General features: G+C 73.4%; 18 protein-coding genes and 1 pseudogene. 13 read left to right on the forward strand and 6 right to left on the reverse strand.

Going from position 1 to position 22903, the window contains the following annotated elements:
• The first annotated feature begins 101 nt into the window (after positions 1-101).
• The 7 genes and pseudogenes from K7G61_RS02770 (at position 102) to K7G61_RS02800 (ending at position 9152) form a co-directional block, all read left to right on the forward strand.
• Positions 102-779 (forward strand): SCO family protein, encoded by a 678-nt coding sequence (locus tag K7G61_RS02770; RefSeq protein WP_225844951.1) that lies wholly within the window; start codon positions 102-104, stop codon positions 777-779.
• Positions 776-1267, forward strand: coding sequence for a copper chaperone PCu(A)C (locus K7G61_RS02775; RefSeq protein WP_225844952.1), 492 nt, complete (start codon positions 776-778; stop codon positions 1265-1267). The genes K7G61_RS02770 and K7G61_RS02775 overlap by 4 nt, the downstream gene beginning before the upstream one ends.
• 67 nt (positions 1268-1334) lie before the next feature.
• Positions 1335-3698 (forward strand): copper resistance protein CopC, encoded by a 2364-nt coding sequence (locus tag K7G61_RS36270; protein ID WP_308190580.1) that lies wholly within the window; start codon positions 1335-1337, stop codon positions 3696-3698.
• Positions 3695-5074: an iron uptake transporter deferrochelatase/peroxidase subunit gene (gene efeB / locus K7G61_RS02785; RefSeq protein ID WP_225844953.1), complete on the forward strand. Its 1380-nt coding sequence runs from the start codon at positions 3695-3697 to the stop codon at positions 5072-5074. The genes K7G61_RS36270 and efeB overlap by 4 nt, the downstream gene beginning before the upstream one ends.
• Positions 5075-5310: 236 nt before the next feature.
• Entirely contained in the window at positions 5311-6240 is a 930-nt protein-coding gene (pheA, locus tag K7G61_RS02790; protein ID WP_225844954.1) for a prephenate dehydratase, read from the forward strand.
• Positions 6241-6996: 756 nt separating this feature from the next.
• Positions 6997-8268: pseudogene (gene serS / locus K7G61_RS02795) on the forward strand (serine--tRNA ligase); the annotation flags it as partial.
• Between the two features lie 74 nt (positions 8269-8342).
• Complete coding sequence (locus K7G61_RS02800; RefSeq protein ID WP_225844956.1) at positions 8343-9152, forward strand: HAD family hydrolase; 810 nt, start codon at positions 8343-8345, stop codon at positions 9150-9152.
• Here the strand turns inward: K7G61_RS02800 and K7G61_RS02805 are convergent.
• The 5 genes from K7G61_RS02805 to K7G61_RS02825 all read right to left on the reverse strand — a co-directional run bounded on the left by K7G61_RS02805 (position 9088) and on the right by K7G61_RS02825 (position 13781).
• Positions 9088-9981: a rhomboid-like protein gene (locus K7G61_RS02805; protein ID WP_225844957.1), complete on the reverse strand. Its 894-nt coding sequence runs from the start codon at positions 9979-9981 to the stop codon at positions 9088-9090. The two genes, K7G61_RS02800 and K7G61_RS02805, sit on opposite strands and share 65 nt — an antisense overlap.
• A gap of 127 nt (positions 9982-10108) precedes the next feature.
• A complete protein-coding gene (locus K7G61_RS02810; RefSeq protein ID WP_374204031.1) occupies positions 10109-10912 on the reverse strand; it encodes an ABC transporter permease subunit in 804 nt (267 codons plus the stop codon).
• Positions 10913-10925: 13 nt separating this feature from the next.
• A complete protein-coding gene (locus tag K7G61_RS02815) occupies positions 10926-11843 on the reverse strand; it encodes an ABC transporter ATP-binding protein (RefSeq protein WP_225844958.1) in 918 nt (305 codons plus the stop codon).
• Entirely contained in the window at positions 11840-12757 is a 918-nt protein-coding gene (locus tag K7G61_RS02820) for an ABC-2 transporter permease (protein WP_225845174.1), read from the reverse strand. Before K7G61_RS02820 ends, K7G61_RS02815 begins: the two co-directional genes overlap by 4 nt.
• 25 nt (positions 12758-12782) lie before the next feature.
• Positions 12783-13781 (reverse strand): ABC transporter ATP-binding protein, encoded by a 999-nt coding sequence (locus K7G61_RS02825; RefSeq protein WP_225844959.1) that lies wholly within the window; start codon positions 13779-13781, stop codon positions 12783-12785.
• 342 nt (positions 13782-14123) lie between these two features.
• Here K7G61_RS02825 and K7G61_RS02830 point away from each other — a divergent pair, with 342 nt between their 5' ends.
• Entirely contained in the window at positions 14124-15965 is a 1842-nt protein-coding gene (locus tag K7G61_RS02830) for an SDR family oxidoreductase (RefSeq protein WP_374204047.1), read from the forward strand.
• Positions 15966-16198: 233 nt separating this feature from the next.
• Positions 16199-17350, forward strand: coding sequence for a MerR family transcriptional regulator (locus K7G61_RS02835; protein WP_374204032.1), 1152 nt, complete (start codon positions 16199-16201; stop codon positions 17348-17350).
• A gap of 119 nt (positions 17351-17469) precedes the next feature.
• Here the strand turns inward: K7G61_RS02835 and K7G61_RS02840 are convergent, their stop codons facing one another.
• Complete coding sequence (locus tag K7G61_RS02840; protein ID WP_225844961.1) at positions 17470-18372, reverse strand: LLM class flavin-dependent oxidoreductase; 903 nt, start codon at positions 18370-18372, stop codon at positions 17470-17472.
• A 201-nt stretch (positions 18373-18573) separates the two neighbouring features.
• On the opposite strand from K7G61_RS02840, the gene K7G61_RS02845 reads away from it, so the two are divergent.
• The 4 genes from K7G61_RS02845 to K7G61_RS02860 all read left to right on the forward strand — a co-directional run bounded on the left by K7G61_RS02845 (position 18574) and on the right by K7G61_RS02860 (position 22866).
• Positions 18574-19836 carry a GDSL-type esterase/lipase family protein gene (locus tag K7G61_RS02845; RefSeq protein ID WP_225844962.1) on the forward strand — a complete coding sequence of 421 codons (1263 nt, stop codon included), beginning with the start codon at positions 18574-18576 and terminating at the stop codon, positions 19834-19836.
• A gap of 197 nt (positions 19837-20033) precedes the next feature.
• Positions 20034-20813, forward strand: coding sequence for a VOC family protein (locus K7G61_RS02850; protein ID WP_225844963.1), 780 nt, complete (start codon positions 20034-20036; stop codon positions 20811-20813).
• A gap of 571 nt (positions 20814-21384) precedes the next feature.
• Positions 21385-21651 carry a DUF6344 domain-containing protein gene (locus K7G61_RS02855; RefSeq protein WP_225844964.1) on the forward strand — a complete coding sequence of 89 codons (267 nt, stop codon included), beginning with the start codon at positions 21385-21387 and terminating at the stop codon, positions 21649-21651.
• A gap of 207 nt (positions 21652-21858) precedes the next feature.
• Positions 21859-22866, forward strand: a complete 1008-nt coding sequence (locus tag K7G61_RS02860; protein ID WP_225844965.1) for an HAD family hydrolase — start codon at positions 21859-21861, stop codon at positions 22864-22866.
• Positions 22867-22903: the final 37 nt, after the last annotated feature.

Genomic DNA, 22903 nt, shown 5'->3' on the forward strand with positions numbered 1-22903 from the left:
GCCCGGCTCCCAGACCGCCCGGACCGCCCAGACCGCCCGGACCGCCCGGATCGCCCGCCGTCCCGGAAGTCCCACGACCACCCGAACAGGACCCTGCACTCATGCGCACCACCGTCAAGCTCGGCGCGGCCGCCCTGGTCGCCGCCACCGCCCTCGCGCTCACCGGCTGCGGCAGTTCCTCCGGCGGCTCCGGCTCCTCCACCGCCTCCGGCGGCTCGGACGCCAATGTCGCCGCCGTCTCCGGCAGCGGCTCGGCCGGCACGCTGCTCGACACCCCGTTCCCCAAGCCGCACCTTGTCCTCACCGACAACCACGGCAAGCCGTTCGACCTGGTCAAGCAGACGGCCGGCCTGCCCACCCTGCTCTTCTTCGGTTACACCCACTGCCCCGACGTCTGCCCGACCACCATGAGCGACCTCGCGCTGGCCAAGTCCAGGCTGCCCGCAGCCGACCAGGCCAAGCTGCGCGTGATCATGGTCAGCTCCGACCCCGAGCGCGACACCCCGGCCCGGCTGAACGCCTGGCTCGGCGCCATGGACAAGAGCTTCATCGGCCTGACCGGCCGGTTCTCCGTCATCCGGGCCGCCGCCAAGTCGGTCGGCGTCGGCATCGACGCGCCGGTGAAGGAGAAGGACGGCAGCGTCACCGTGACCCATGGCGCCGAGGTGCTGGCCTTCTGGCCGAAGGACAACATGGGCCACATCCTGTACATGTCGGGCACCACCGCCGCGCAGTACCAGGCCGGGCTGCCCAGGATCATCAGGAGTGAGGCCCCGTGACGCGCCGCGGCCGCAGGCTCACCGGGGCGCTGACCGGTGCCGTCGCGGGAGGCGCGGCCGTCGCGGCGGCGGCCGTGGTGGCGCTGGGCGGCGGCTCCTCCTCCGCCGCCTCCCCCGCCCGGCTGTCGGTGACCGGCGGCTACGTACCGAGGCCCCTGCTCACCGACGTGGCGGCCGCGTACCTCACGGTGCGCAACACCGGCGGCACCCCGGCCGAGCTGACCTCGGTCACCACCCCGCTGGCGGCGCACGTCACGCTGCACACCACCGTCGGCACCACCATGCGCCAGGTACCCTCGCTCACCGTCCCCGCCCGCGGCCGCCTGTCGCTGGGCCTGGGCGCCGACCACCTGATGCTGGAGAACCTCACCCACAAGCCCGCGGTCGGTGACACGGTGACCCTCACGCTGCGCTTCGCCCATGCCACGCCGGCCACGGTGACCGTCACCGTCCCCGTGCGCCCGACAACGTACCGCCCCGGGGGCTGACCCAACGATGAACACATGGTCGTACGCGACACGCGGTCCGGCGGCGGACCGGCCCGGCGGAGTGGGGGTGAACGCACGGGTCGGCACACGGACCGGCGGACGAACGGGCGCACGGACCGGCGGACGGCGGCACGCGAAACGCCTCGCCGCTTTCGCACTCGCCTTCGGCGGCATGCTCGCCCTGTTGCTCGGCACCGCCGGGCCGGCGGACGCGCACGCCGCCCTGATCCGCGCCGACCCCGCCGAGGGCTCCGTCGTCAAGACGGCGCCGCAGCGGGTGGTGCTCACCTTCTCCGAGGGCGTGCTGCTGTCCGACGACAGCCTGCACGTGTACGACCCGCGCGGTACGGATGTGGCGGTGGGCACGCCGGGCCACGCCGACGGCGGCGGCGACTCCAAGGCGACCGCCACCGTGGCGCTGCGGCCGGGCATCGGCGACGGCACGTACACCGTCGCCTGGCGGGCCATCTCCCAGGACAGCCACCCCGTCGCGGGCGCCTTCACCTTCTCGGTCGGGGCGCCGTCGAGGACCACCGTCGACCTCTCGGGCGTCGCGGCGGCCGGTGGCGGGGCGGCGGCGTTCCTGTACGGGGTCGGGCGCTACGTCTCGTACCTCGGCTTCGCGCTGCTGGTCGGCGGCTCGGTGTTCCTGACCGTGTGCTGGCCGCGCGGCGCCCTGCTCGGCGCGATGCAGCGGCTGGTGGCCGGCGGCTGGGTGGCGATGGTGGCGGGCGCGATCGCGCTGATCATGCTGCGCGGCCCGTACGTCAACGGCAAGGGGCTCGGCCAGGTCTTCGACCCGGGCGTGATGCGCGCCCAGTTGGAGACCCGGCCGGGCGCCGCGCTGCTCTCCCGGCTGCTGCTGCTCGCCGCCGCGGCCGTCTTCCTGGCGGTGCTGTTCGGCAGTTACGCCAAACGGGAGGACCCCGCGGAGCGCGCCGACCTCGCCTGGGGCCTGGCCATCGGCGGCACCGTGGTGGCCGTCGGCATCGCCGCCACCTGGGCGATGGCCGAACACGCCTCGGTCGGCGTCCAGCGCAAGCTCGCGATGCCGGTCGACGTGGTCCACCTGCTGTCCATGGCGGTGTGGCTGGGCGGCCTGATCACCCTGCTCACCGCGTTGTGGGCGCCTTCGACGGCCGGGACGGTCGAACGCTGGGCGGTGCGCCGCTTCTCGCTGACCGCCCTGACCGCGATCACCCTCCTGGTCGGGACCGGAACGTACCAGGCGTGGCGGCAGATCGGCACGTGGCGGGCCTTCACCGACACCTCGTACGGGCGGCTGCTGCTCGTCAAGATCGGGCTGGTGTGTGCGCTGGTGGCGGTGGCCTGGTTCTCGCGGCGGTGGACGGGAGGGCTCGGGGCGGCGGGGGCGGCCGGCAGGGCCGGTACGGCTAATACAGCCGGTACAGCCGGTACAGCCGGTACGGCGAGGGGGACGGGGGCGAAGGCGTCCGCCCGGGTCTCCGCCGAGGCGTCCGGCGCCAAGGTCCGGGCGAAGGGGTCCGCGAAGAAGTCCGATGAGAAGACCGCGAAGCCGTCGGCCGTAGCCGCGGCTCCGGCTCCGGCGGCTACGGCTCCGGCGTCGTCGGCAGCGGCGGGGGAGCCGGATTCCGTCGCCGTACAGGAGTCGGGGGAGCCGGGGGAGCCGGGCGAAGCCGCCGTACCGCGGCAGGCGGGTAAGGCTGCGGACGAGACCCGCGACAAGGCTTCGGGCGAGGCCGGAAACAAGGGCGGCGGCGCAACCCGTGACACGTCCGGCGCCACGTCCGGCGCCACGTCCGGCGCCACGTCCGGCCGGACCGGCGGCACCGTACCGGCCGCCTCTCGCGAGCGCGCCGCGCAGTTGCGGCGTCAGCAGGCGGCGCGCTCGGCCGCCCGGGCGCGCAAGGCACGGGACGCGGATCCGGCGCGAACGGCCCTGCGCCGCAGTGTCCTGGCGGAAGCCGGCATCGCGGTGGTCCTGCTGACGGTGACGACGATGCTCACCGGGTCCCAGCCGGGACGCGCGGCGGAGGAGCAGAAGGGGCTGGCGCCCGCCCCCGCGGCCTCGGCGACGGGGACGCCCGGGACGGGCTCCTCCTCGGACCTCTCCCTCACCGTCCCGTTCGACACGGGCGGTACGAACGGCAAGGGCACCGCGGCGGTCGGCATGTCGCCGGTCGCGGCGGGCCTGCCCGGGGTCGTGCACGTGATCCTCAGCGACCCGGCGGGCAAGCCCATGGAGGTGCCCGAGGTGCGGCTGTCTTTCACGCTGCCCGCCAAGAACCTCGGCCCGATCCAGGTGCCCCTCAAGCGGTTCGCGGCCGGCCACTGGATCGCCTCCGGCGTCCGCCTCCCCCTGGCCGGCGGTTGGCAGATGTCCCTGACCGTCCGCACCTCCGACATCGACGAGGTGACCCGGACGAGGAACGTGCAGGTCGCCCCATGAAGCCGCTGAAGCCGACGAAGCCGACGACAACAGCCACGCCGGCCACGACAGCCACGACAGCCACGACAGGCACGACAGCCACGACAGGCAGGGCAGACGTGGCAGCCAGGGCGGGAACGGCGGGGTCCACGACCGAAGCGTCCCCCTCCGCCGCGATCAGCCGACGGCGGCTGCTCGGTACCGCGGGGGCCGCGGGCGCGGCCGGGCTCGTGGCCGGCGGCGGGGCGGGGGCCGCGGCCGGCCGCGCCGTCGCGGACCGGCCGACCGCGCTGACCACGGTCGGGTCCTCGTACATACCCTTCGAGGGTCCGCATCAGGCCGGGATCGTGGAGCCGGCGCAGGCGCGCGGGCACCTGGTGGCGTTCGATCTGGCGGCCGGTGCGGACCGGCGGGCGGCGGCCGGGCTGATGCGCCGCTGGTCGGACGCGGCACGGGCGATGACGCGCGCGACGCCGACGACCCCGGCGGCGTACGACGACCAGGTCGCGGGGGACGCCGGGCCGTCCTCGCTTACCGTCACCTTCGGGTTCGGGCGCGGCTTCTTCACCCGCACCGGGCTGACCGCGCGGCTGCCCGAGGCGCTCGCCCCGCTCCCCGCCTTCTCCGCCGACGCGCTCGATCCCCGGCGCAGCGACGGCGACCTGTGGGTGCAGATCAGCGCCGACGACGCGCTCGTGGCCTTTCACGCGCTGCGGGTGATCCAGAAGTCGGCCCGGGACACCGCCTTCGTGCGCTGGCAGATGAGTGGCTTCAACCGCACCCCGGGCGCCACCGCGCACCCGACGACCGGCCGCAACCTGATGGGGCAGATCGACGGCACCAACAACCCCAAGCCGGCCGACCCCGACTTCGACCGGAAGGTGTTCGTACCGGCCGGCGGCTCGCCGGAGTGGATGGCCGGGGGCTCGTACGCCGTCGTGCGCCGGATCCGGATGCTGCTCGACGACTGGGACCACCTGCCCGTGGAACGGCAGGAGAAGGTGATCGGCCGCCGCAAGTCCGACGGGGCGCCGCTGTCGGGCGGCACCGAGACGACTCCGGTCGACCTGGACAAGTTCCTGCCGGACAGGTCGCTCGCCGTCCCCGCCGACGCGCACATCCGGGTCGCCGCCCCGGCCTCCAACGGCGGCGCGACGATGCTGCGGCGCGCGTTCTCGTACCACGACGGCATCGGCACGGACGGCGCCCCGGACGCCGGGCTGCTGTTCGTGGCCTGGCAGGCGGACCCCCTGCGCGGCTTCGTACCCGTGCAGCGCAAGCTCGACAGCGGCGACGGCCTGTCCCGGTTCCTGCGGCACGAGGCGAGCGGCCTGTTCGCCGTGCCGGGCGGGGTGGGCCCCGGCGAGTACGTGGGCCAGCGGCTGCTGGAGGGCTGACGGCGGAGTACCGCCGGGTCGCCGGAGTACCGCCCGGTCAGGAGGTGACGGCGCCCCGGGCGTACGGAAGCGGTGTCCCGCCGCGCTGGCGTACGGCGACCGCACCGCGCGCGGGCGTATGTGACAGTGCTCGGGGCGCGGGTGGTCGGGCGGGCGGCGCGTGATGCGGGCGCGCGCCCCGCGCGTGCTCGCGCGACTGGTACGGCCGACGGCGTGCGGGCCGTTAGGCTGATTGCATGTCGCCGGCGAGCCGCTACACGTATCTGGGACCTGAGGGCACGTTCACGGAGGCAGCGCTGCGGACGCTGCCGGAGGCCGCCACACGCGAACTGGTGCCGATGGTGTCGGTGGCCGCCGCGCTGGACGCGGTACGCGGCGGCGAGGCGGGCGGGGCGCTGGTCCCGATCGAGAACTCGGTGGAGGGCGGCATCACCGCCACCCTGGACGAGCTGGCCTTCGGCGAACCGCTGATGATCTACCGCGAGGTGCTGCTGCCGATCGCGTTCGCGCTGCTGGTCAGGCCGGGCACCACGCTCGCGGACGTCAAGACGGTGACCGGGCATCCGGCCGCCCAGGTGCAGGTGCGCAAGTGGATGGCCGAGAGCCTGCCCGACGCCCAGTGGGAGTCGGCGGCGTCCAACGCGGACGGCGCGCGGCTGGTGCAGGAGGGCCGGTTCGACGGGGCCTTCGCGGGCGAGTTCGCCGCGCCGGTGTACGGGCTGGAACCGCTGGCCACCGACATCCACGACGCGCAGAACGCCACCACCCGGTTCGTCCTGGTCGGCCGGCCGGCCCGGCTGGCGGCGCCGACCGGAGCGGACAAGACGTCGGCCGTCTTCTGGCTGCGCGACGACCACCCGGGTGCCCTGCTCGAACTTCTGCAGGAGTTCGCGATCCGCGGGGTCAACCTCATGCGCATCGAGTCCCGTCCCACGGGTGAGGGACTCGGCCGGTACTGCTTCTCGGTGGACGCCGAGGGACACCTGACCGACCGGCGGGTCGGCGAGGCTCTGATGGGTCTGCGCCGGCGCTGCCTGAACGTACGCTTCCTCGGTTCGTACCCACGCGCCGACGAGGTCGCGGCACGGGTGACGCGGGGCACGACGGACGCGGAGTTCCTCGACGCGGCGGACTGGCTGAACCGGGCGCTCGACGGGCGCGCCTGAGCGGAGGCCGGGGCGGGCCTGGTCCGCACCCCCGCGACCGAGGCGGCCCGGGCGGCGGACGCGGCCGAGGCGACCAAGGCGACCGACGCGAGCAAGGCGACCGGCGCGGCCGAGGCGACCAAGGCGGCCAAGGCGGCCGAGGTGCCCACAGACCGTACGGATCGACCGCGCGCCGGCCCCCACAGGCGCGGGGCAAGGGTTCACCCCCCGTCCACCTGCTGTTTCGTCGCCCAGTTGTCCACCGAAGTTATCCACAGGCAGCCCGATCTGCCTGTGGGTAACTGGGGACAAGTCGACAGGCCGGCCCGACGAAGTCGACAAATTGGTACACAGACACCAGCCCCTCCCGGAGTGATGCAGGTCACCCCCCGTCAGCCCAATTCGCCCGATGAATCCTCTTGAGGGAACACTTCTCACTCGAAAGGGAGTGTGGAACGGGTTTGAACGGGGAATCCATCGCCGAACATCTCCCCCTGGAAATGATCTCACCCCTTCTCCACAGGCTGCCCCCGCGACCTGTGGACAACGTGCGGCAATCCGACCCCGGCCTGTGGATAACTCCCCCTGGAATGCGTGATCAATTCCGGTTCTCCACAGGGCCGGTACCCTCGGCGGAGGGATCGGACGAATAGCGTTGACGCGAGGCTTTCCTCGCTCTTTTCCGCATTTTCCTCGCATAAATACCGAAGCGGACATAAGACACATTGCGCCGCTAAGTTGTCGCGCCGTGAGGCCGCGCCCCGGTAGCCTGTGACCGTGATTGACCTTCGCCTGCTCCGTGAGGATCCCGACCGCGTGCGCGCCTCGCAGCGCGCCCGAGGAGAGGACGTCGGCCTCGTCGACTCCCTCCTGTCCGCCGACGAGCGGCGCCGGGCGTCCGGTACCCGCTTCGACGAGCTGCGGGCGGAGCAGAAGCAGTTGGGCAAGCTGATCCCCAAGGCGCAGGGCGACGAGCGGGCCGAACTGCTGCGGCGCACCGGTGAGCTGGCCGCCGCCGTCAAGGCCGCCGACGCCGAGCAGCACGAGGCCGCCGAGGAGGCGCAGCGGCTCCTGCTTCAGCTCGGCAACCTGGTCCACCCCGACGCGCCCGTCGGCGGCGAGGAGGACTTCACCGTCGTCGAGGAGGTCGGAACCCCGCGCGACTTCGCCGCCGAGGGCTTCGAGCCGCGCGACCACCTGGCGCTGGGCGAGCTGCTCGGCGCGATCGACGTCGACCGCGGCGCCAAGGTCTCCGGGTCGCGCTTCTACTACCTCACCGGCGTCGGCGCACTGCTGGAGCTCGCGCTGGTCAACGCGGCGATCGCCCAGGCCACCGCGGCCGGGTTCACCCCCGTCCTGACCCCCACGCTCGTCAAGCCCGCCGCCATGGCCGGTACCGGCTACCTCGGCCAGGTGGAGGACGACGTCTACTACCTGGAGAAGGACGAGCTGTACCTGGTCGGCACCTCCGAAGTGCCGCTGGCCGCGTACCACATGGACGAGATCATCGACGCCGGCCGGCTGCCGCTGCGGTACGCGGGCTTCTCGCCCTGCTACCGGCGCGAGGCGGGCTCGTACGGAAAGGACACCCGCGGCATCATCCGGGTGCACCAGTTCGACAAGGTGGAGATGTTCGTCTACACCGCTCCCGAGGACGCCGAGGCCGAGCACCAGCGGCTGGTGGAGTGGGAGAAGCAGTGGCTGACCTCGCTCGGCCTGCCGTTCCGGGTGATCGAGCTGGCTTCGGGCGACCTCGGCGCGTCGGCTTCTCGGAAGTTCGACTGCGAGGCGTGGATCCCGACCCAGGGCAAGTACCGCGAGCTGACCTCGACCTCCAACACGACCGAGTTCCAGGCCCGGCGGCTGAACATCCGGCTGCGCGACACGGCCGGCACCCGGCCGCTGGCCACGCTCAACGGCACGCTGTGCGCGGTGCCCCGCACCATCGTGGCGATCCTGGAGAACCACCAGCAGGCGGACGGTTCGGTGCGCGTGCCGGAGGTCCTGCGGCCGTACCTGGGCGGGCGCGAGCTGCTGGAGCCGACCGCCACGGCGGCGGGACCCACCGGTTCGGGCCGTTCAGCCGGCACGAGCGGCTCGGCGGGCCCGACCGGCTCCGCGAGGTGAGCGGCCCGCCCTACCGGCTGGTCGCGACCGATCTGGACGGCACCCTGCTGCGCAGCGACGCCACCGTTTCCGCGAGGTCGCGCGAGACGCTCGCCGCCGTGACGGCGGCGGGCGCGGCGCACATCGTGGTCACCGGGCGGTCGGTGCCCTGGTGCCGGCACGTCCTGGACGACCTCGGGTACGAGGGGCTCGCGGTGTGCGGCCAGGGCGCCCAGGTGTACGACGCCGGCGCGCACCGGCTGCTCACCTCGGTCACCCTGGACCGGCAGCTCGCCGCCCTCGCGCTGGCCAAGATCGAGGCCGAGGTGGGGCCGCTGGCGGTCGCCGCGAGCCAGGACGGCCTGACCGGCGAGGTGCTGATCGGCGAGGGGTACGTCTACAATCCCGAGCTGCCGGTCGTGCACATGACGGACCCTGCCGAGCTGTGGGCCGAGCCGATCAACAAGCTCTACATACAGCATCCGGGCGGCCTGGACGACGACGCCCTGGCGGAGGCCGCCCAGGCGGCGGCCGGCGGCCTGGTCGGCGTGACCGTCGCGGGCGAGGGGATCGTCGAGGTGCTGCCGCTCGGGCTCACCAAGGCGACCGGCCTCGCGCTGGCCGCGCGGCGGCTGGGGGTGGCGCCGGGCGAGACCCTCGCCTTCGGCGACATGCCCAACGACCTGCCGATGCTCACCTGGTCCGGCTACGGCGTGGCGATGGCGAACGCCCATCCCGACCTGAAGGCCGTCGCCGACGAGGTCACCGCCTCCAACGACGAGGACGGCATCGCGGTGGTGCTGGAACGTCTCTTCGGCCTCGCCTGATCACCGGCCGTCCCCCCCGCCCCCGTTCCCGCTCCCGTTCCCGTTCCAGGCGTCCTTCCCGTCCCGGTCGCCGTTCCCATCCCGGTTCCCGCTCCCCCTCCCGTGTCCTGCCCGGCGGTGTCAGCACCCAGCAGCCCAGACCGAGCAGCACGGCGGTCAGGTGGCCCAGGTCGGTGAAAGTGCCGTCGTTCGCCACCTGGTAGCCCCCGTACGCGAGGACCGCGGTCAGGTAGCCCCACCGCCACGGCCGCGGCACCCGGTACGTCAGGACGCCGATGACGCCCGCCAGGCCGTAGCTGACCCCTATGTCGACGGTGTGCGCCAGCGAGTGCGGCAGCCGCTGGTCCCTGATGCCCAGACGCACCGCCTTCTGGCTGATCAGGGTCGCGCCCACGTGCGCGACCGCCACGACCAGCAGCCACCGCCAGGTGCCCAGCCAGCGCTCGGCCGTGGCGTGCACCAGCTCGAACAGCGCCACGTAGAACACGAAGCCGGACGGCGTCTCGATCCACAAGGCGCTGCCGATCAGTACCCTGATCGGGTGATGGCGCAGCTCGACCAGGTTGGTGCTCACGCTGTGCAGCAGGTACGACCGCAGGGCCGGCGAGGAGACCGCCACGACGACAGTGGTGACGGCGAGTATCCCCAGCCAGATGTGGGTGCCGGGCGTGGACCGCACCCATTGCCGCGCCCTCCGCGCGGCCGGCCCGGCGCATGGCCCCCGCCGCCCCGCCACCGAGGTCGCGCGGCCGCGCCGCAGGGCGAGCGGCGGGCCGGCGCGGTCCTGCGGGGACGGGGGCTCGGAGGTCTCCGGTATCTGCGGGGCCATCGCCACCAGTGTCGGCCGGTCGGCTGTGAGCCGCCTGGGGGGGATCCGTCAGGCGGCTCACGCGGCCGGCGAGCGGCCCCCGTACTCCTCGTCGCTCCCCTCGTCGCGTCCCGTGCCGCTTCCGGCGTCACTCCTCGCCGGCGATCTTCAGCGTGCGCAGCTTGCGAGTGGCGAACCAGGTGGCCGCGGTGGTGACCACGACCAGCAGCACGACCGCCGTGGGCAGGCTCACGTCCGAGGCGACCAGGTCCCCCTTGGCGACCTTCTGGGCGATGGCCACGGCCCACTGCTGGACGCTAAGGGTGCGGGCGCCGGGCACCACGTTGCCGATCACGCCCTCCCACAGCAGCGCGTAGACCAGGCCGACCACCACGGCGTGCCGGGTGATCACGCCGAGCATCAGGAAGATCGCCGCATAGGCGACGCACGCCACGGCGGCGGCCAAGGCGTACGCGGAGGCCAGCCGCTGCCCGTTGCCGTTGAGGACGTATCCCGCGAGCAGGGTGGGTATCGCGCAGAACGCGACGGTGACGCCTATGGCGACGATCAGCTTGGTGGCGATGATGGTGCCGCGCCGGATCGGTTTGGCCAGCAGGTAGACGATCGAGCCGTCGTCGATCTCGGGGCCGATCGCCCCGGTTCCGGCGATCACCCCGACCAGCGGTACGACGCCGCTGAGCGCGAAGCCCTGCAGCAGGTCGTGCGCGGTGGCGTCGTCGGCCCCGGTCAGGCCGCGCACGGCCCCGGCGATGACCAGCAGCAGCGCGGGCAGCGCGAACAGCAGCAGGGCGCGGCGGCGGCCCAGCAGCGCCCGGTAGGTGAGCCGGCCCACGGTGCGGTGGAACAGCGCGGCGGCCGGGGCGGCGCCCGCGGCCCGGGAGGCGGACGGCTCCGGGGGGCGGGGCGGCCGCGTGGCAGTGGTGGCGGACATCTCGTGCGGCTCCTTATGCCGTGACCAGGTAGGAGAAGACGCTCTCCAGGGACTCGTCCGAGGGCGAGACCGTGAAGAGCCGGATGCCGTGGTCGCGGGCGATCCGGGGCAGGAACTCGGTGAAGCCCGCGAAGTCCACGGCCTGGATGAGCAGCGCCCTTTCGGTGCGGTCCAGCTCGATCCCGGCCGTGGAGCCGTGCGCTATCAGTGCCGACGCGAGCCGCCGGTCGTCGCTGGACCGTACGAGGTAGCGGTGCGGGCGGTCGGTCATCAGGCGGCGGATCTTGCGGAAGTCGCCGGAGGCGGCGTGCCGGCCGGCCACCACGACCTCGATGTGGTGGGCGAGCTGCTCGACCTCCTCCAGGATGTGGGAGGAGAACAGCACGGTCCGCCCCTGCGCGCCCATCCGCCGCAGCAGGTCCATGAGCTGCAGCCGCTGCCTGGGGTCCATGCCGTTGAACGGCTCGTCGAGCAGCAGCACCGACGGGTCGTGGACCAGCGCGGACGCCATCTTGGCGCGCTGCCGCATGCCCTTGCTGTAGGTGTCGATCCGCCGGTCCTGGGCGTACTCCATCTCCACCGTGGCCAGCGCGCGCTGGGCGGCGGCGCCCGGGTCGGGCAGGCCGTGCAGCTCGGCGTTGGCGACGACGAACTCGCGCGCGGTCAGGAAGTCGTACATCGCCTCGCGTTCGGGGACGATGCCGATCTGGCGGTACACCTGCTCGTTGCGCCAGATGGTGGTGCCGTCGAGGGTCACGGAGCCGCTGGAGGGGGCGAGGAAGCCCGCCATCATGTTGATGAGGGTGGACTTGCCCGCGCCATTGGGGCCGAGCAGGCCGGTGACGCCGGGGCCGATGGTCATCGTGATGTCGTTGACGGCCACCACGTTGCCGAACCAGCGGGACACCTTGTCGATGCCGATCGTCGTCATGACAGGCCCACCTTCTTGTAGCGGCGCATCAGCAGGCCGAAGCAGCCCGCTGTGGCGCCGACGAGGACCAGCAGGTAGACCAGGCCGGCGAGCGTGCTCGACGGGCCCGAGGCGTGCGGGAAGGCGGAGGTCGCGCCGAGGAACCAGGTCTGGAAGCCGTCGATGAGGGTGATCGGCGAGAAGACCCCGAGCCAGCCGATCACGTGGTAGCGCTCCTGGTTCTGGGCGATGCCCTGGACGCTGGAGACGGCGGCGTAGGTGATCACGAACACGGCGATGATCGCGGCCACTCCGAAGCCCCGCCGCGGGGTGACGGCCGCGATGACCAGGCTTATCCCGGCGAACAGGAGGGAGAGGAGGAGTGCGGACACCAGGCTCTTCGCAAACCCGGCGGTCTGGTGGGCGAAGCCGAGCTTCGCCAGCAGCGCGCCGACGTAGAGGATGACGAGTGGCAGCGCCGTCAGCAGGAACAGCGCGGTGGCCAGCGCCGCGTACTTCGCCGACACGTAGTCGACGCGCTCTATCGGACGCGAGAAGTACAGCGGGGTGGTCTTGAACCGCAGGTCGCGCGAGACGGACTGCGGCGCCTGGGAGGCGACGAAGAGGGTGATGACGGCCTGGAGCAGCACCGCGTACCGCGTGTACTCGACCGGCAGCTTGTCCATGTGCGTGAAGATCGTGACGGCCACCATGATCAGTGCCGGCGCGCACATCACGCCGAGCAGGATCATCGGCAGCACCTTGGACTTGGCACTGCGCCCCAGGCCGTAGGCACCGCGCAGGCTCTGGCTGAACAGGGACAGCCGGGCGTAGCCGCGGCCGAGGCGCGGGCCGTCGTACGTGCGGTACCCGATGTCGTGGATGACGTCGGCGGGCGGCGCGGCGGCGGGCGCGGGCGCCGGCGGTCCGGCCACCTTCCCCCCTGCCGTCGCGACCACGTCAGGCTGCGACACGGCTTTCTCCTTCCTGTGCTGCGGCTTCCCGGTCGTCCTCGTCGGTGAACAGTTCGGCGATGCGGTGGCGGCGCTGCTCCATGCGGACCAGGCCGACGCCGAGTCCGGCCACGGCGTCCCGGACCGCGTCGTACGTCTCCTCACCCGCTATGTCGACCATCAGCAGGTGGCCGGCCGGCTGGACGGTGAGGCCGGCGGCCTTCAGCACGTCGAGCAGTTCCCGCTCGCGGTCGGTGACCTCGACCGCCAGGGAGGCGGTGGCCTGCGTGAACTCGCTGGTGGAGGAGGCCCGCAGCAGCTTTCCGCCGTCGATGACGACGATGTGGTCGCTGGTGCGCTCCAACTCGCCCAGCAGGTGGGAGGTGACCAGCACCGAGATGCCGAAGTCGGTCCACACCCGGCGGATGAGACCGAGCATCTCGTCGCGGCCCACCGGGTCCAGGCCGTTGGTCGGCTCGTCCAGCAGCACCAGCTTGGGGTCGTGGACCAGCGCTTGGGCGAGCTTCACGCGCTGCTTCATGCCGGTGGAATAGCCGCCCATCGGGCGGTACCGCTCCTCGTAGAGCCCCACGTGGCGCAGGGTGTCGGCGGTGCGCTCGCGCGCCGCGGTCGGCGGCAGCCCCGACATGCGGGCCATGTGGACGACGAACTCCGTCGCCGACACGTCCGGCGGCAGGCAGTCGTGCTCGGGCATGTAGCCGACGAGCCCGCGGATGCGCGCGCCCTCGGTGGCCACGTCCAGTCCCAGCACGGCGGCTCGACCCTCGCTGGCCGGGGAGAGCCCCAGCAGGATCTTGATCAGGGTCGACTTGCCGGCCCCGTTGGCACCCACCAGTCCGGTCACGCCGGAGGTGACGTCCACGGTCAGCCGGTCGAGAGCGGTCACCCTCGGGTACCGCTTGCTCAGACTTTCGGTAGCGATCACATTCACGTGTTCGAAGGTAGTGGCGCGCGCCACACCGGTCGTCCCTCCGTGGTCTGGCATCGCGCCACGCTCAGCTACTCCTCGGGGCTGACCTCCCGTAGGGGAACTCACTCCTGTGGGTGTCAGGGATCAGGGTCGGTGTCGGGAATCGAGTTATCCACAGGCGTGGAGCGGGGCCTTGAAACTCGCATCGGACGATGTCACATTGAGTGATGTCAGTGTGGAACGAGGCCGAGGAAGGCCGAGGAAGGCCGGGAGGGCCGAAGGGCTGGGGGGGGTGAGGACATGGACGGCGTGTCCGAGGGGCTGGACGAGGTCCCCGAAAGCGGGGGCGGCGCGACCGGGCCGGAGCAGGCGGAAAGCCCGCCGGAAGGACCGGCCCGGGATCCGGTGGTCGGGCGGATGCGGGAGCGGTTCGTCGCGGGCGCCGACGGGCTCCGGCTGTGCGTCGTGGAGTACGGCGAGTACGGGGAGAACGGGGAGCCCGGCGAGGACGGGAAGCACGGGACGGATACGGGAGGGCAGAAGCGGCCCACGGTGGTGCTGCTGCACGGCTACCCGGACAGCAAGGAGGTGTGGTCGCCGGTCGCCGAGCTGCTCGCCGAGCGGTTCCACGTGGTGCTCTACGACGTACGCGGGCACGGCCGCTCGGCGGCGCCCTCGCCGCTCAGAGGCGGCTTCACCCTGGAGAAGCTCACCGAGGACTTCCTGGCCGTGGCCGACGCGGTGAGCCCGGAGCGGCCGGTGCACCTGGTCGGACACGACTGGGGCTCCGTGCAGGGGTGGGAGTTCGTCACCGTGGCCGCCACCCGGGGCCGGATCGCCTCGTTCACCTCCGTCTCGGGCCCGTGCCTCGACCACTTCGGCCACTGGATCAGGCGCCGGGTGCGCCGCCCCACCCCGCGCCGCGCCGCCCAGGTGCTGCGCCAGGGTGCCAAGTCCTGGTACGTGTACGCGCTGCAGACCCCGGTCCTGCCCGAACTCGCCTGGCGCGGCGTGCTCGGCAGGCAGTGGCCCAAGATGCTGGCCCGGGCGGAAAAGCTGCCGCTCGATGGCTACCCGACCGCCTCGTTGCCGCGGGACGCCGTCCACGGCGCCTGGCTGTACCGGGACAACGTCCGCCGGCGCCTGGGCCGGCCCCGGGACGACGCCTACGCGCACGTCCCCGTACAGCTCGTGACTCCCACGGACGACGCCTTCCTGTCCGCCCATCTCCACGACGACCTGGAGGAGTGGGTGCCCCGGCTGACCCGGCGCACCCTGCCCGCCAAGCACTGGGTGCCGCGCTCCCGCCCCGGCCAACTGGCCCGGTGGATCACGGACTTCGTGGCCACCGCCGAGGCCGGCGGCGCGCCGGACGCCATCACGGCCGGCGCTCCGGAAGTGCCGTCGGTGCTGGGGAAGGCGCTGCCCGGGGCCAAGGAGCGGTTCGCGGGGCAGTTGGTGCTCGTGACCGGGGCGGCCAGCGGGATCGGGCGGGCCACGGCGTTCGCCTTCGCCGAGGCCGGCGCGCGGATCGTGGCGGTGGACCGGGACGCCGGGGGCGCCGCCCGTACCGCGGAGCTGGCCCGGCTGCTCGGAGCGCCCGAGGCATGGCCGGAGACGGTGGACGTGTCGGACGCGGTCGCCATGGAGAAGCTCGCCGCACGGACCGCCGGCGTCTACGGCGTGCCGGACGTAGTGGTGAACAACGCCGGGATCGGCCTGGCCGGCCGCTTCCTGGACACCACCCCCGAGGACTGGAAACAGGTGCTCGACGTCAACCTGTGGGGCGTCATCCACGGCTGCCGGCTGTTCGGCAGGCAGCTGGTCGAGCGTGGCCAGGGCGGCCACATCGTCAACGTCGCGTCCGCCGCCGCCTTCCAGCCCTCCCGCGCCCTGCCCGCGTACAGCACCTCCAAGGCCGCCGTCCTCATGCTCAGCGAGTGCCTGCGTGCGGAGCTGGCACCGCACGGCATCGGGGTCACCGCGATATGCCCCGGCATCGTCAACACCCCGATCGCCGCCTCCGCCCGGCACGTCGGGGTCGACGACGAGGAGCAGGAGCGCCGCAGGTCTCGCAGCGCCCGTCTCTACCGCCTGCGCAACTACCCGCCGGAGAAGGTAGCGAGGGCGGTCCTGCGCGCGGTGCGGCGCGATCTCGCGGTGGTGCCCGTCACGCCCGAGGCCCGCGGCGCGCGGCTGCTGTCGCGGCTCGCCCCCGGTTCACTGCGGGCCCTCGCCCGCGTCGATCCGCCGCTGTGAGCCCGGCGGGGCCCCGCGCCCGGCCGCCCGGCGCGGCGCCCCGACGCGCCGGGCCCCGGACACGGCGCGGGGCCGGACCGGAGCGGAGGAGGCGCCGGGACCTGTTCCGAAGCAGCCCAGGGGCAGTCACGGAGGAGTTCCGAGGGAATGCCGGAGGAGTCTTGAAGAAGCGCCGGAGGAGTCTGGAGAAGTGCCGGAGAGGGCCGGTGGAGTGAGGAGTGGGAGGTGACGAGGTGAGCATCGCCGCCGGGGAGCGCGCGTACCGGATCGAGGACCTGTCGCGGCTGAGCGGGACCACGGTCCGTACGATCCGCGCCTACACCGATCGCGGACTGCTGCCCAGGCCGGAGCGGCGGGGCCGGGCGAACGTGTACGACGACACACACCTGGCCCGGCTGCGGCGGATCGCCGCTCTGCTGGAGCGCGGGTACACCTTGGCCAGCATCAAGGAACTGCTGGCCGCCTGGGACGCCGGCACCGGCCTGGGCGGGGTGCTGGGACTGGTCGACGAGGTGGACCGCCCCTGGTCCGACGAGACGCCGGTCCGGATCACCTCGGAGGAGCTGACGGCCGTCTTCGGCGGTGTCACCGACCTGACCGCGATCGACGACGCCTTGGAGCTGGGCATCCTGGAACGGGTCCCGGGAGCGGACGACGAGTACCTGGTCCCCAGCCCCCGCGAGCTCGCCGTGGCCGAGGAGTTGCACGCGGCCGGCGTCCCGCTGTCGGCGATCTCCGGCCACCTGCGCGAGCTGCGGGGTCAGGTCGAGCACATTTCGGAGCGGTTCCTGGAGTTCACCACGGAGTACGTCTTCCAGCGGTTCCTCGGCCATCCTCCCAGCGACGCCGAGGCCGCGGAAGCCGCCGACCTGGTCCGCCGTCTGCGCCCGCTGGCCCGGCAGACGCTCGACGCCGAGCTCGCCCGCGCCATGAGCAAGGGCGCCTCGGAGGCGGTGCGCCGTCATCTGGGCGGCGTCCTCGCGACCCCTCCCGCCTCCCCCGCCCCGGCGGCGCCCCCGGCGTCCGACCGGCACCCCGTCGAGCCGCACACTGCCGAGCCGCCCGCGGCTCCTGCTCCCGCCGCGCTCCACGGCACGGACTCGCGCCCCGCCGAGCCGGATCCCGCTCGGCCGGATCCCACCGAGCCGCCCGCGGCCCCGAGCGGTGGGCTGTCGGCCGAGGCGTCCGGCCCTTCCGGTCCGGAGACGCCCGTGTCTCTCCCGGCCGGCACTGTCGCCGCGGTGCGTGAGCTGGTCGGCCCCGACCGCATAGCCGCGTTCGTGGCGGCGGCCACCGAGCGCGAGGTGGCGGCCCGCCGGATGGACGCCCTCGCGGGCGGCCGGTCCGGCGGCGCGGGCGCCCCCGGTTCTCCCGCGCCCCCCTGAGGGACCGGCACGTGGGGCCGCGCGTCGGCGGCCGGCGGGCCGGGGGACGTCGGCGGGCCGGAGGTCCGGCGGGCCGGGGGACGTCGGCGGCTGGGCACATCCCATCCCGCCCCGGCGCTTTACGCGAGCTGGGCGCGCGCCTCCGTGGCGATCGCCTCGAAGACCTCGGGGTCGCAGGCGAAGTCGGAGTCCGGGATGGGCCAGTGGATCACGATCTCGGTGATCCCGGCTTCCGCGTGCCGCCCGGCGAAATCGGTGAACGCGGCGACCGAGCTCAGCGGGTGCTGCCGGTCCGGCGTGAAACCGGTCAACAGGATCCTGGGGAAGTCCTCCGCGTCCCGCCCGGCCTCCGCCAGCGCCGCGGACAGCCGCTCGACCTGCCCGCGGATCGCGGCGAGCGACTGCTCGGGGGTCCCGGTCTCGTACAGCGCGGGGTCACCGGTGGTCACCCACCCCTGCCCGTACCGCGCGGCAAGCCGCATGCCGCGTGGGCCGGTGGCCGCCACCGCGAACGGGATCCGCGGGGTCTGTACGCAGCCGGGGATGGTCCGCGCCTCGTGGGCCGAGTAGAACGTCCCCTCGAACGACACCGCCGGGTTCGTCAGCAGCCGGTCGAGCAGGGCAGTGAACTCGGCGAAGCGGTCGGCGCGTTCACGGGCCTGCCACGGTTCGTGTCCGAACACCTCGGCGTCGAAGCCGGTCCCGCCGGCCCCGATGCCCAAGGTGACCCGCCCCCCACTGACGTCGTCCAGCGTCATCAGCTCCTTGGCCAGCGTCACCGGATGCCGGAAGTTGGGCGAGGTGACGAGGGTGCCGACGCGCATGCGGGAGGTGACGCTTGCCGCGGCCGTCAGCGTGGGCAGCGCCCCGTACCACGGTCCGTCCCGGAAGGTCCGCCACGACAAATGGTCGTACGTGTAGCCGGTGTCGAAGCCGAGGTCCTCGGCCCGCCGCCACACCTCCCGCCCCTGCGTGCCCCATCGGTAGATCGGCAGAATCACGGTGCTCAGACGCAGGTTCATGCGCCGAGCCTACGGCGCCGGACCGGACCGTCCCAGTGCGAAGGCCCGCGCCCCGCCCCGGCCGTGTGATGGCCAGGTCGTGCCCAGGTGATGCCAAGGTCGTGCCCACGTGGTGCCCAGTTCGGGGGCCAGGTCATGGCCAGGTGGTGGCCGTCGGCCGCATGGACGAGCATCGGCAGTGGACGAAAGGCTCGGCACGAGATGACCCGCACCGACTGGACGACGGCACACCTGGCGGCCATGGCTTGGGCGGACCCGGCGTCGACGCTCGTCCCGGGGCCCCGCGACATGGCCGGGCGGACCGTGCGCCAGTCCGTACGGCTGCGGCGCGGCGGCGACGCGCTCCGACTCGTACTGAGCAACGAGTACGGCGACCGGCCCCTGGTCATCGCCCGGGTCACGGCCCGCGCGGGCGGCGTCACCCGGGACGTACGCCTGCATGGCGCCGCACGCTGGGAGATCGCGGCCGGTGAGCGGGCGGCCAGTGATCCGGTCCCGCTCCCCACCACCGCCGGGGACGAGCTGCTTGTCGGCTGCTTCCTGCCCGGGCCCGGTCCGGCCCCCTCCACGACCTTCCTGCACTCCGCGCAGCGCACCGGCCTGCACGCGGCCGGCGACCGGCTGGACGAGCCGGTCATGCCGGGGGCCGAGCCGTTCACGTCGCTGTACTGGATCGCGCGGGTGCTGGTCGACGCGCCCGCGACCGGCCCGGTCGTCATCGCGTACGGCGACTCGATCACCCGCGGGGACGCCACCACCCCCGACCGCGACCAGCGCTACCCCGACCACCTGCAACTCCGGCTGCTCGCGGCGCGAACCCCCGGTACCGACGGCGCGGTGGTCCTCAACGCCGGCCTCGGCGGCAACCGGCTGCTCGGCCCTGGCATCGGCCCGTCCATGGCCGACCGGTTCGCCCGCGACGTCCTGGCCGTCCCCGAGGCGACCCACGTGATCATCATGGGCGGGGTCAACGACATCGCCTCCGCTCCCACCGACCGGCGCAGCCCCGCCGACGGCCAAGCGTCCCTCCCCGGGCGCGGCCCGGCCCGGGTGGACGGCCCCGTCCAGGAGGACGGCCGGGCCGACGAGCACGGCCGCGCCCGCCGCCCCCCGATCCTCGACGCCCGCCGCGACGCCATACTCGGCGGCCTGTACGGGCTGGCCGCCCGAGCCCGGCGGCACGGGATCCGGCCCGTCCTCGGCACCATCACCCCCTTCGGCGGCAGCCTCTTCGCCTTGGGCGCGGAAGAGGGCGAGGAGGTCCGGCGAGCGGTCAACGAGGCCCTCTCAGCCCAGCGCGACTGGCCGATCGCCGACTTCGCGGCGGCCGTCGCCGATCCCGCCGACCCCACCCGGCTCGCCGCGCCCTTCGACTCCGGTGACGGCGTCCACCCCTCCGACGCCGGCGCCGCGGCCCTCGCCGGGGCCGTCGACCTGGCGATACCGGGAATCGGCGGGCGATGACCCGTCGTCCGGCTGGCGGGATCGGGGGAGCGCGAGGAAGGTGGGCAGGGGGTGGTATGTGCCGCGCCGCCGACGGACGCCGGGCAGGGCCCGGGCAGACGCCGGAGAGGCGTCGGAGAGGCACCGTAGAGGCGTCAGGGAGGCGGACGCCGGGCGGGCGCGGTGGACGATCGCTGGGAGAGGGATGGGAGAGTCAGATGCCCGAAGTCACCACTCCGTACGAACCGGGGACGCCCTGCTGGATCGACGTGATGGTGCCCGACCAGCAAGCCGCGCTCGACTTCTACCGCGACCTGTTCGCCTGGCAGGGCACGGTCGGGCCGGAGGAGTTCGGCGGCTACTCGGTGTGCACGCTGAAAGGAAAGCCGGTCGCCGGGATCATGAAGGCCATGGCCATGGGGGACCAGGCCCCGCCCCCGCCGAACTGGACCACCTATTTCTCCACGGCCGACGCGGCCGGTACGCAGGCCGCCATCACTTCGAACGGCGGCAATGTGATCGCCCCGGTCGCCGAGGTCTCCGACCTGGGACGGATGCTGGTCGCCGCGGACCCGCAGGGAGCGGTGTTCGGCGTGTGGGAGCCGCGCGGGTTCCACGGCGCCGGGATCGTCAACGAACCGGGCGCGCTCGTCTGGAACCAACTGGCCACCACCGACCCCAAGGCGGCCGGCGCCTTCTACGAGGCCGCGCTCGGCCTGGCCGCCGCGCCGATGCCGGAGATGCCGGAGTTCACCGGCTTCCAGGTCAAGGGCCGGACCGTCGGCGGTGTCCAGGACATGACGAACATGCCCGAGGGCACCCCGCCGCACTGGCTGGTCAACTTCGCCGTGGACGACACGGACAGCACGGTGGACGCGCTGGTGCGCAGGGACGGCACGGTCCTGGCGCCCCCGTTCGACATGGAGAGGGTGGGCAGGATGGCCGTCGTCGCCGACCCGTGGGGCGCGACGTTCGCGGTCGTGGCGCTTGCTTCCTGACCTCCGTTCCTCCGCCGGACTCGCCCCGAATTGCCCCATCCGGGTGGCGTTGATGTGAATATCGCCGGACTCGGGGTGCGGGTCCGTGAAATCTGTGCTCGCTTCCCCATGATCGGACTAACAGCTCACCGCATCATGGGAAGGCAAGAAGGTCATGGCCACTGCCGACGTCAGGACGTTCTGGAGCGCGTTCGTCCGCGTGCTGCTCGCGTGCATCGCCGCGCTGGGGTTCGCCACCCCGGCCCGCACCCGGACCGCTGCCACCACCGCGGCTACCCCCGCCCCGACCGGGACCCCGGCCCCGGCCGACGCCGCCAACACTCAGGCGCGGACCGAAGCACGAGCCGGAACGCGAGCAGAAGCACGAGCCGAAGCACGAGCCCACGCACGAGCCGGAGCAAGGACCGGCGTCGTACGGGCCGGGGCACGAGCCGGGGCACGAGCCGAGGCCCGAGCCGGCGCCCAAGCGGAGGCCGACGCCCGGCCCGGCTCCCGCACGGTCCCGGCTCCCCGCGCCGCGTTCGGGTACCCGCCGCGCCGCGACCGGCGCAACCGTACCCTCCCGCCCACGATGAAGCAGCGCATCCAGGCCGAGGCACACGGCTCCACCCCCGCCGCCCGCAGCGTCGTCGCCCTCGACCTCCCGGGGGAGGAACTGGCCGCCCTGTCGGCGATGCCGACGGCATCCGGCGCGACCGCGGCGCCGGTCCGGTCCGCCCGGCGAGCCGGCGTCCTGACCGCCCCGCGGGCCCACGTACCCGCCCCCGCTCGTGCGGGCGCCCGTACCGCACACATCCCGGCGCCGCGCCCCCGCGCGCACGAAGCCCTCTGCGACTGACCCCGGCCCGAGCGGGCGTTCCTCCCCCGGAACCACAGGCTTCGGCGCACACCCGAGCGGTCGACCGCACCTTTGTGCGGGAAGCGATCCGCGATACGGGAGGATGGGGTGGTGACCCCAGCCGCTGAGCCCGAGCCGACGCCGAACCGACAGGACCCGACACCGCGAACGCCAGAGCCGACGCGGAACCGACCCGGCCCGACCACGATGGCGACCGAGCCGGCAACACCTGAACCAAAGGTTCCCGAACCAGCACCCGGACCAGCGGCACCCGAACCAGCACCCAGGCCGACACCCGGACCAGCAGCACCCGAACCGGCCCCCGGACCAGCGTCCAGGCCGACACCCGGACCACCGGCACCCGGACCGACAGCGGCCGACCCGGCGGCGTCGATCCCTGCCGTTCCCGCGCCGCGCCTGATCGCGACCGACCTCGACGGCACACTGCTGCGCGACGACAAGACCGTCTCGCAGCGCACGATCGACGCGCTCGCGGCCGCCGAAGCGGCCGGCATCGAGGTGTTCTTCGTCACCGGACGCCCGGCCCGCTGGATGAGCGTGGTCTCGGGCCACCTCGCCGGTCACGGCCTGGCGATCATCGCCAACGGCGCCGCGGTTCACGACCTGCGCGCGGGCGAACTGGTCGAGGCTTTTCCGCTCCCCGAGAGCGACGCGCTGGCTTTCGCGTCCGCGCTCCGCGAGGCCGTACCCGGTACGAGCTTCGCCGTCGAGCGCACCGACAGCTTCAGGCGCGAGCCCGAGTACGAGGCCATCGAGCCGGACCAGGCCCGGCTGCCGGCGCCCCTTGAGGAGCTGCTGATCGCCGATCCGGCCCGGCCGTTGCTGAAACTGCTGGCCAAGCATCCGGTACTCGATCCCGACGACTTCCTCGCCACCGCCGCGGCCCTGGCCGGTCACTCCTGCGAGGTCACCCGCTCCTCCGAATCCGCCCTGCTGGAGATCAGCGGCGCCGGAGTGAGCAAGGCGAGCACGCTCGCCAAGTGCTGCGCCGAACGCGGAGTGACGGCCGCCGAGGTCGTGGCCTTCGGCGACATGCCCAACGATCTGGCGATGCTGGAGTGGGCGGGTACGTCCTACGCCGTCGCCAACGCCCACCCGCGCGTCCTCGCCGCCACCACCCACCGCGCCCGGTCCAACGAGGAGGACGGCGTCGCGCGGGTCATCGAACGCCTGGTGGCCGGCCTCCGCGACTGAGAGCGAGCGGCGAGCCGCACTGTTCCCCGGCCGCCCG

This window comes from Streptomyces sp. HPF1205, assembly GCF_020400825.1.
GTDB lineage: Bacteria > Actinomycetota > Actinomycetes > Streptomycetales > Streptomycetaceae > Actinacidiphila.

Excerpts from the sequence above, each read along its gene's own strand:
- K7G61_RS02860 (WP_225844965.1), top strand. The coding sequence starts at position 21,859 with ATGGCGACCGAGCCGGCAACACCTGAACCAAAGGTTCCCGAACCAGCA.
- efeB (WP_225844953.1), top strand. The coding sequence starts at position 3,695 with ATGAAGCCGCTGAAGCCGACGAAGCCGACGACAACAGCCACGCCGGCC.
- K7G61_RS02825 (WP_225844959.1), bottom strand. The coding sequence starts at position 13,781 with ATGCCAGACCACGGAGGGACGACCGGTGTGGCGCGCGCCACTACCTTC.
- K7G61_RS02840 (WP_225844961.1), bottom strand. The coding sequence starts at position 18,372 with ATGAACCTGCGTCTGAGCACCGTGATTCTGCCGATCTACCGATGGGGC.
- K7G61_RS02810 (WP_374204031.1), bottom strand. The coding sequence starts at position 10,912 with ATGTCCGCCACCACTGCCACGCGGCCGCCCCGCCCCCCGGAGCCGTCC.
- K7G61_RS02845 (WP_225844962.1), top strand. The coding sequence starts at position 18,574 with ATGACCCGCACCGACTGGACGACGGCACACCTGGCGGCCATGGCTTGG.
- K7G61_RS02830 (WP_374204047.1), top strand. The coding sequence starts at position 14,124 with ATGCGGGAGCGGTTCGTCGCGGGCGCCGACGGGCTCCGGCTGTGCGTC.
- K7G61_RS02855 (WP_225844964.1), top strand. The coding sequence starts at position 21,385 with ATGAAGCAGCGCATCCAGGCCGAGGCACACGGCTCCACCCCCGCCGCC.
- K7G61_RS02770 (WP_225844951.1), top strand. The coding sequence starts at position 102 with ATGCGCACCACCGTCAAGCTCGGCGCGGCCGCCCTGGTCGCCGCCACC.
- K7G61_RS02850 (WP_225844963.1), top strand. The coding sequence starts at position 20,034 with ATGCCCGAAGTCACCACTCCGTACGAACCGGGGACGCCCTGCTGGATC.
- pheA (WP_225844954.1), top strand. The coding sequence starts at position 5,311 with ATGTCGCCGGCGAGCCGCTACACGTATCTGGGACCTGAGGGCACGTTC.
- K7G61_RS02805 (WP_225844957.1), bottom strand. The coding sequence starts at position 9,981 with ATGGCCCCGCAGATACCGGAGACCTCCGAGCCCCCGTCCCCGCAGGAC.
- K7G61_RS02815 (WP_225844958.1), bottom strand. The coding sequence starts at position 11,843 with ATGACGACGATCGGCATCGACAAGGTGTCCCGCTGGTTCGGCAACGTG.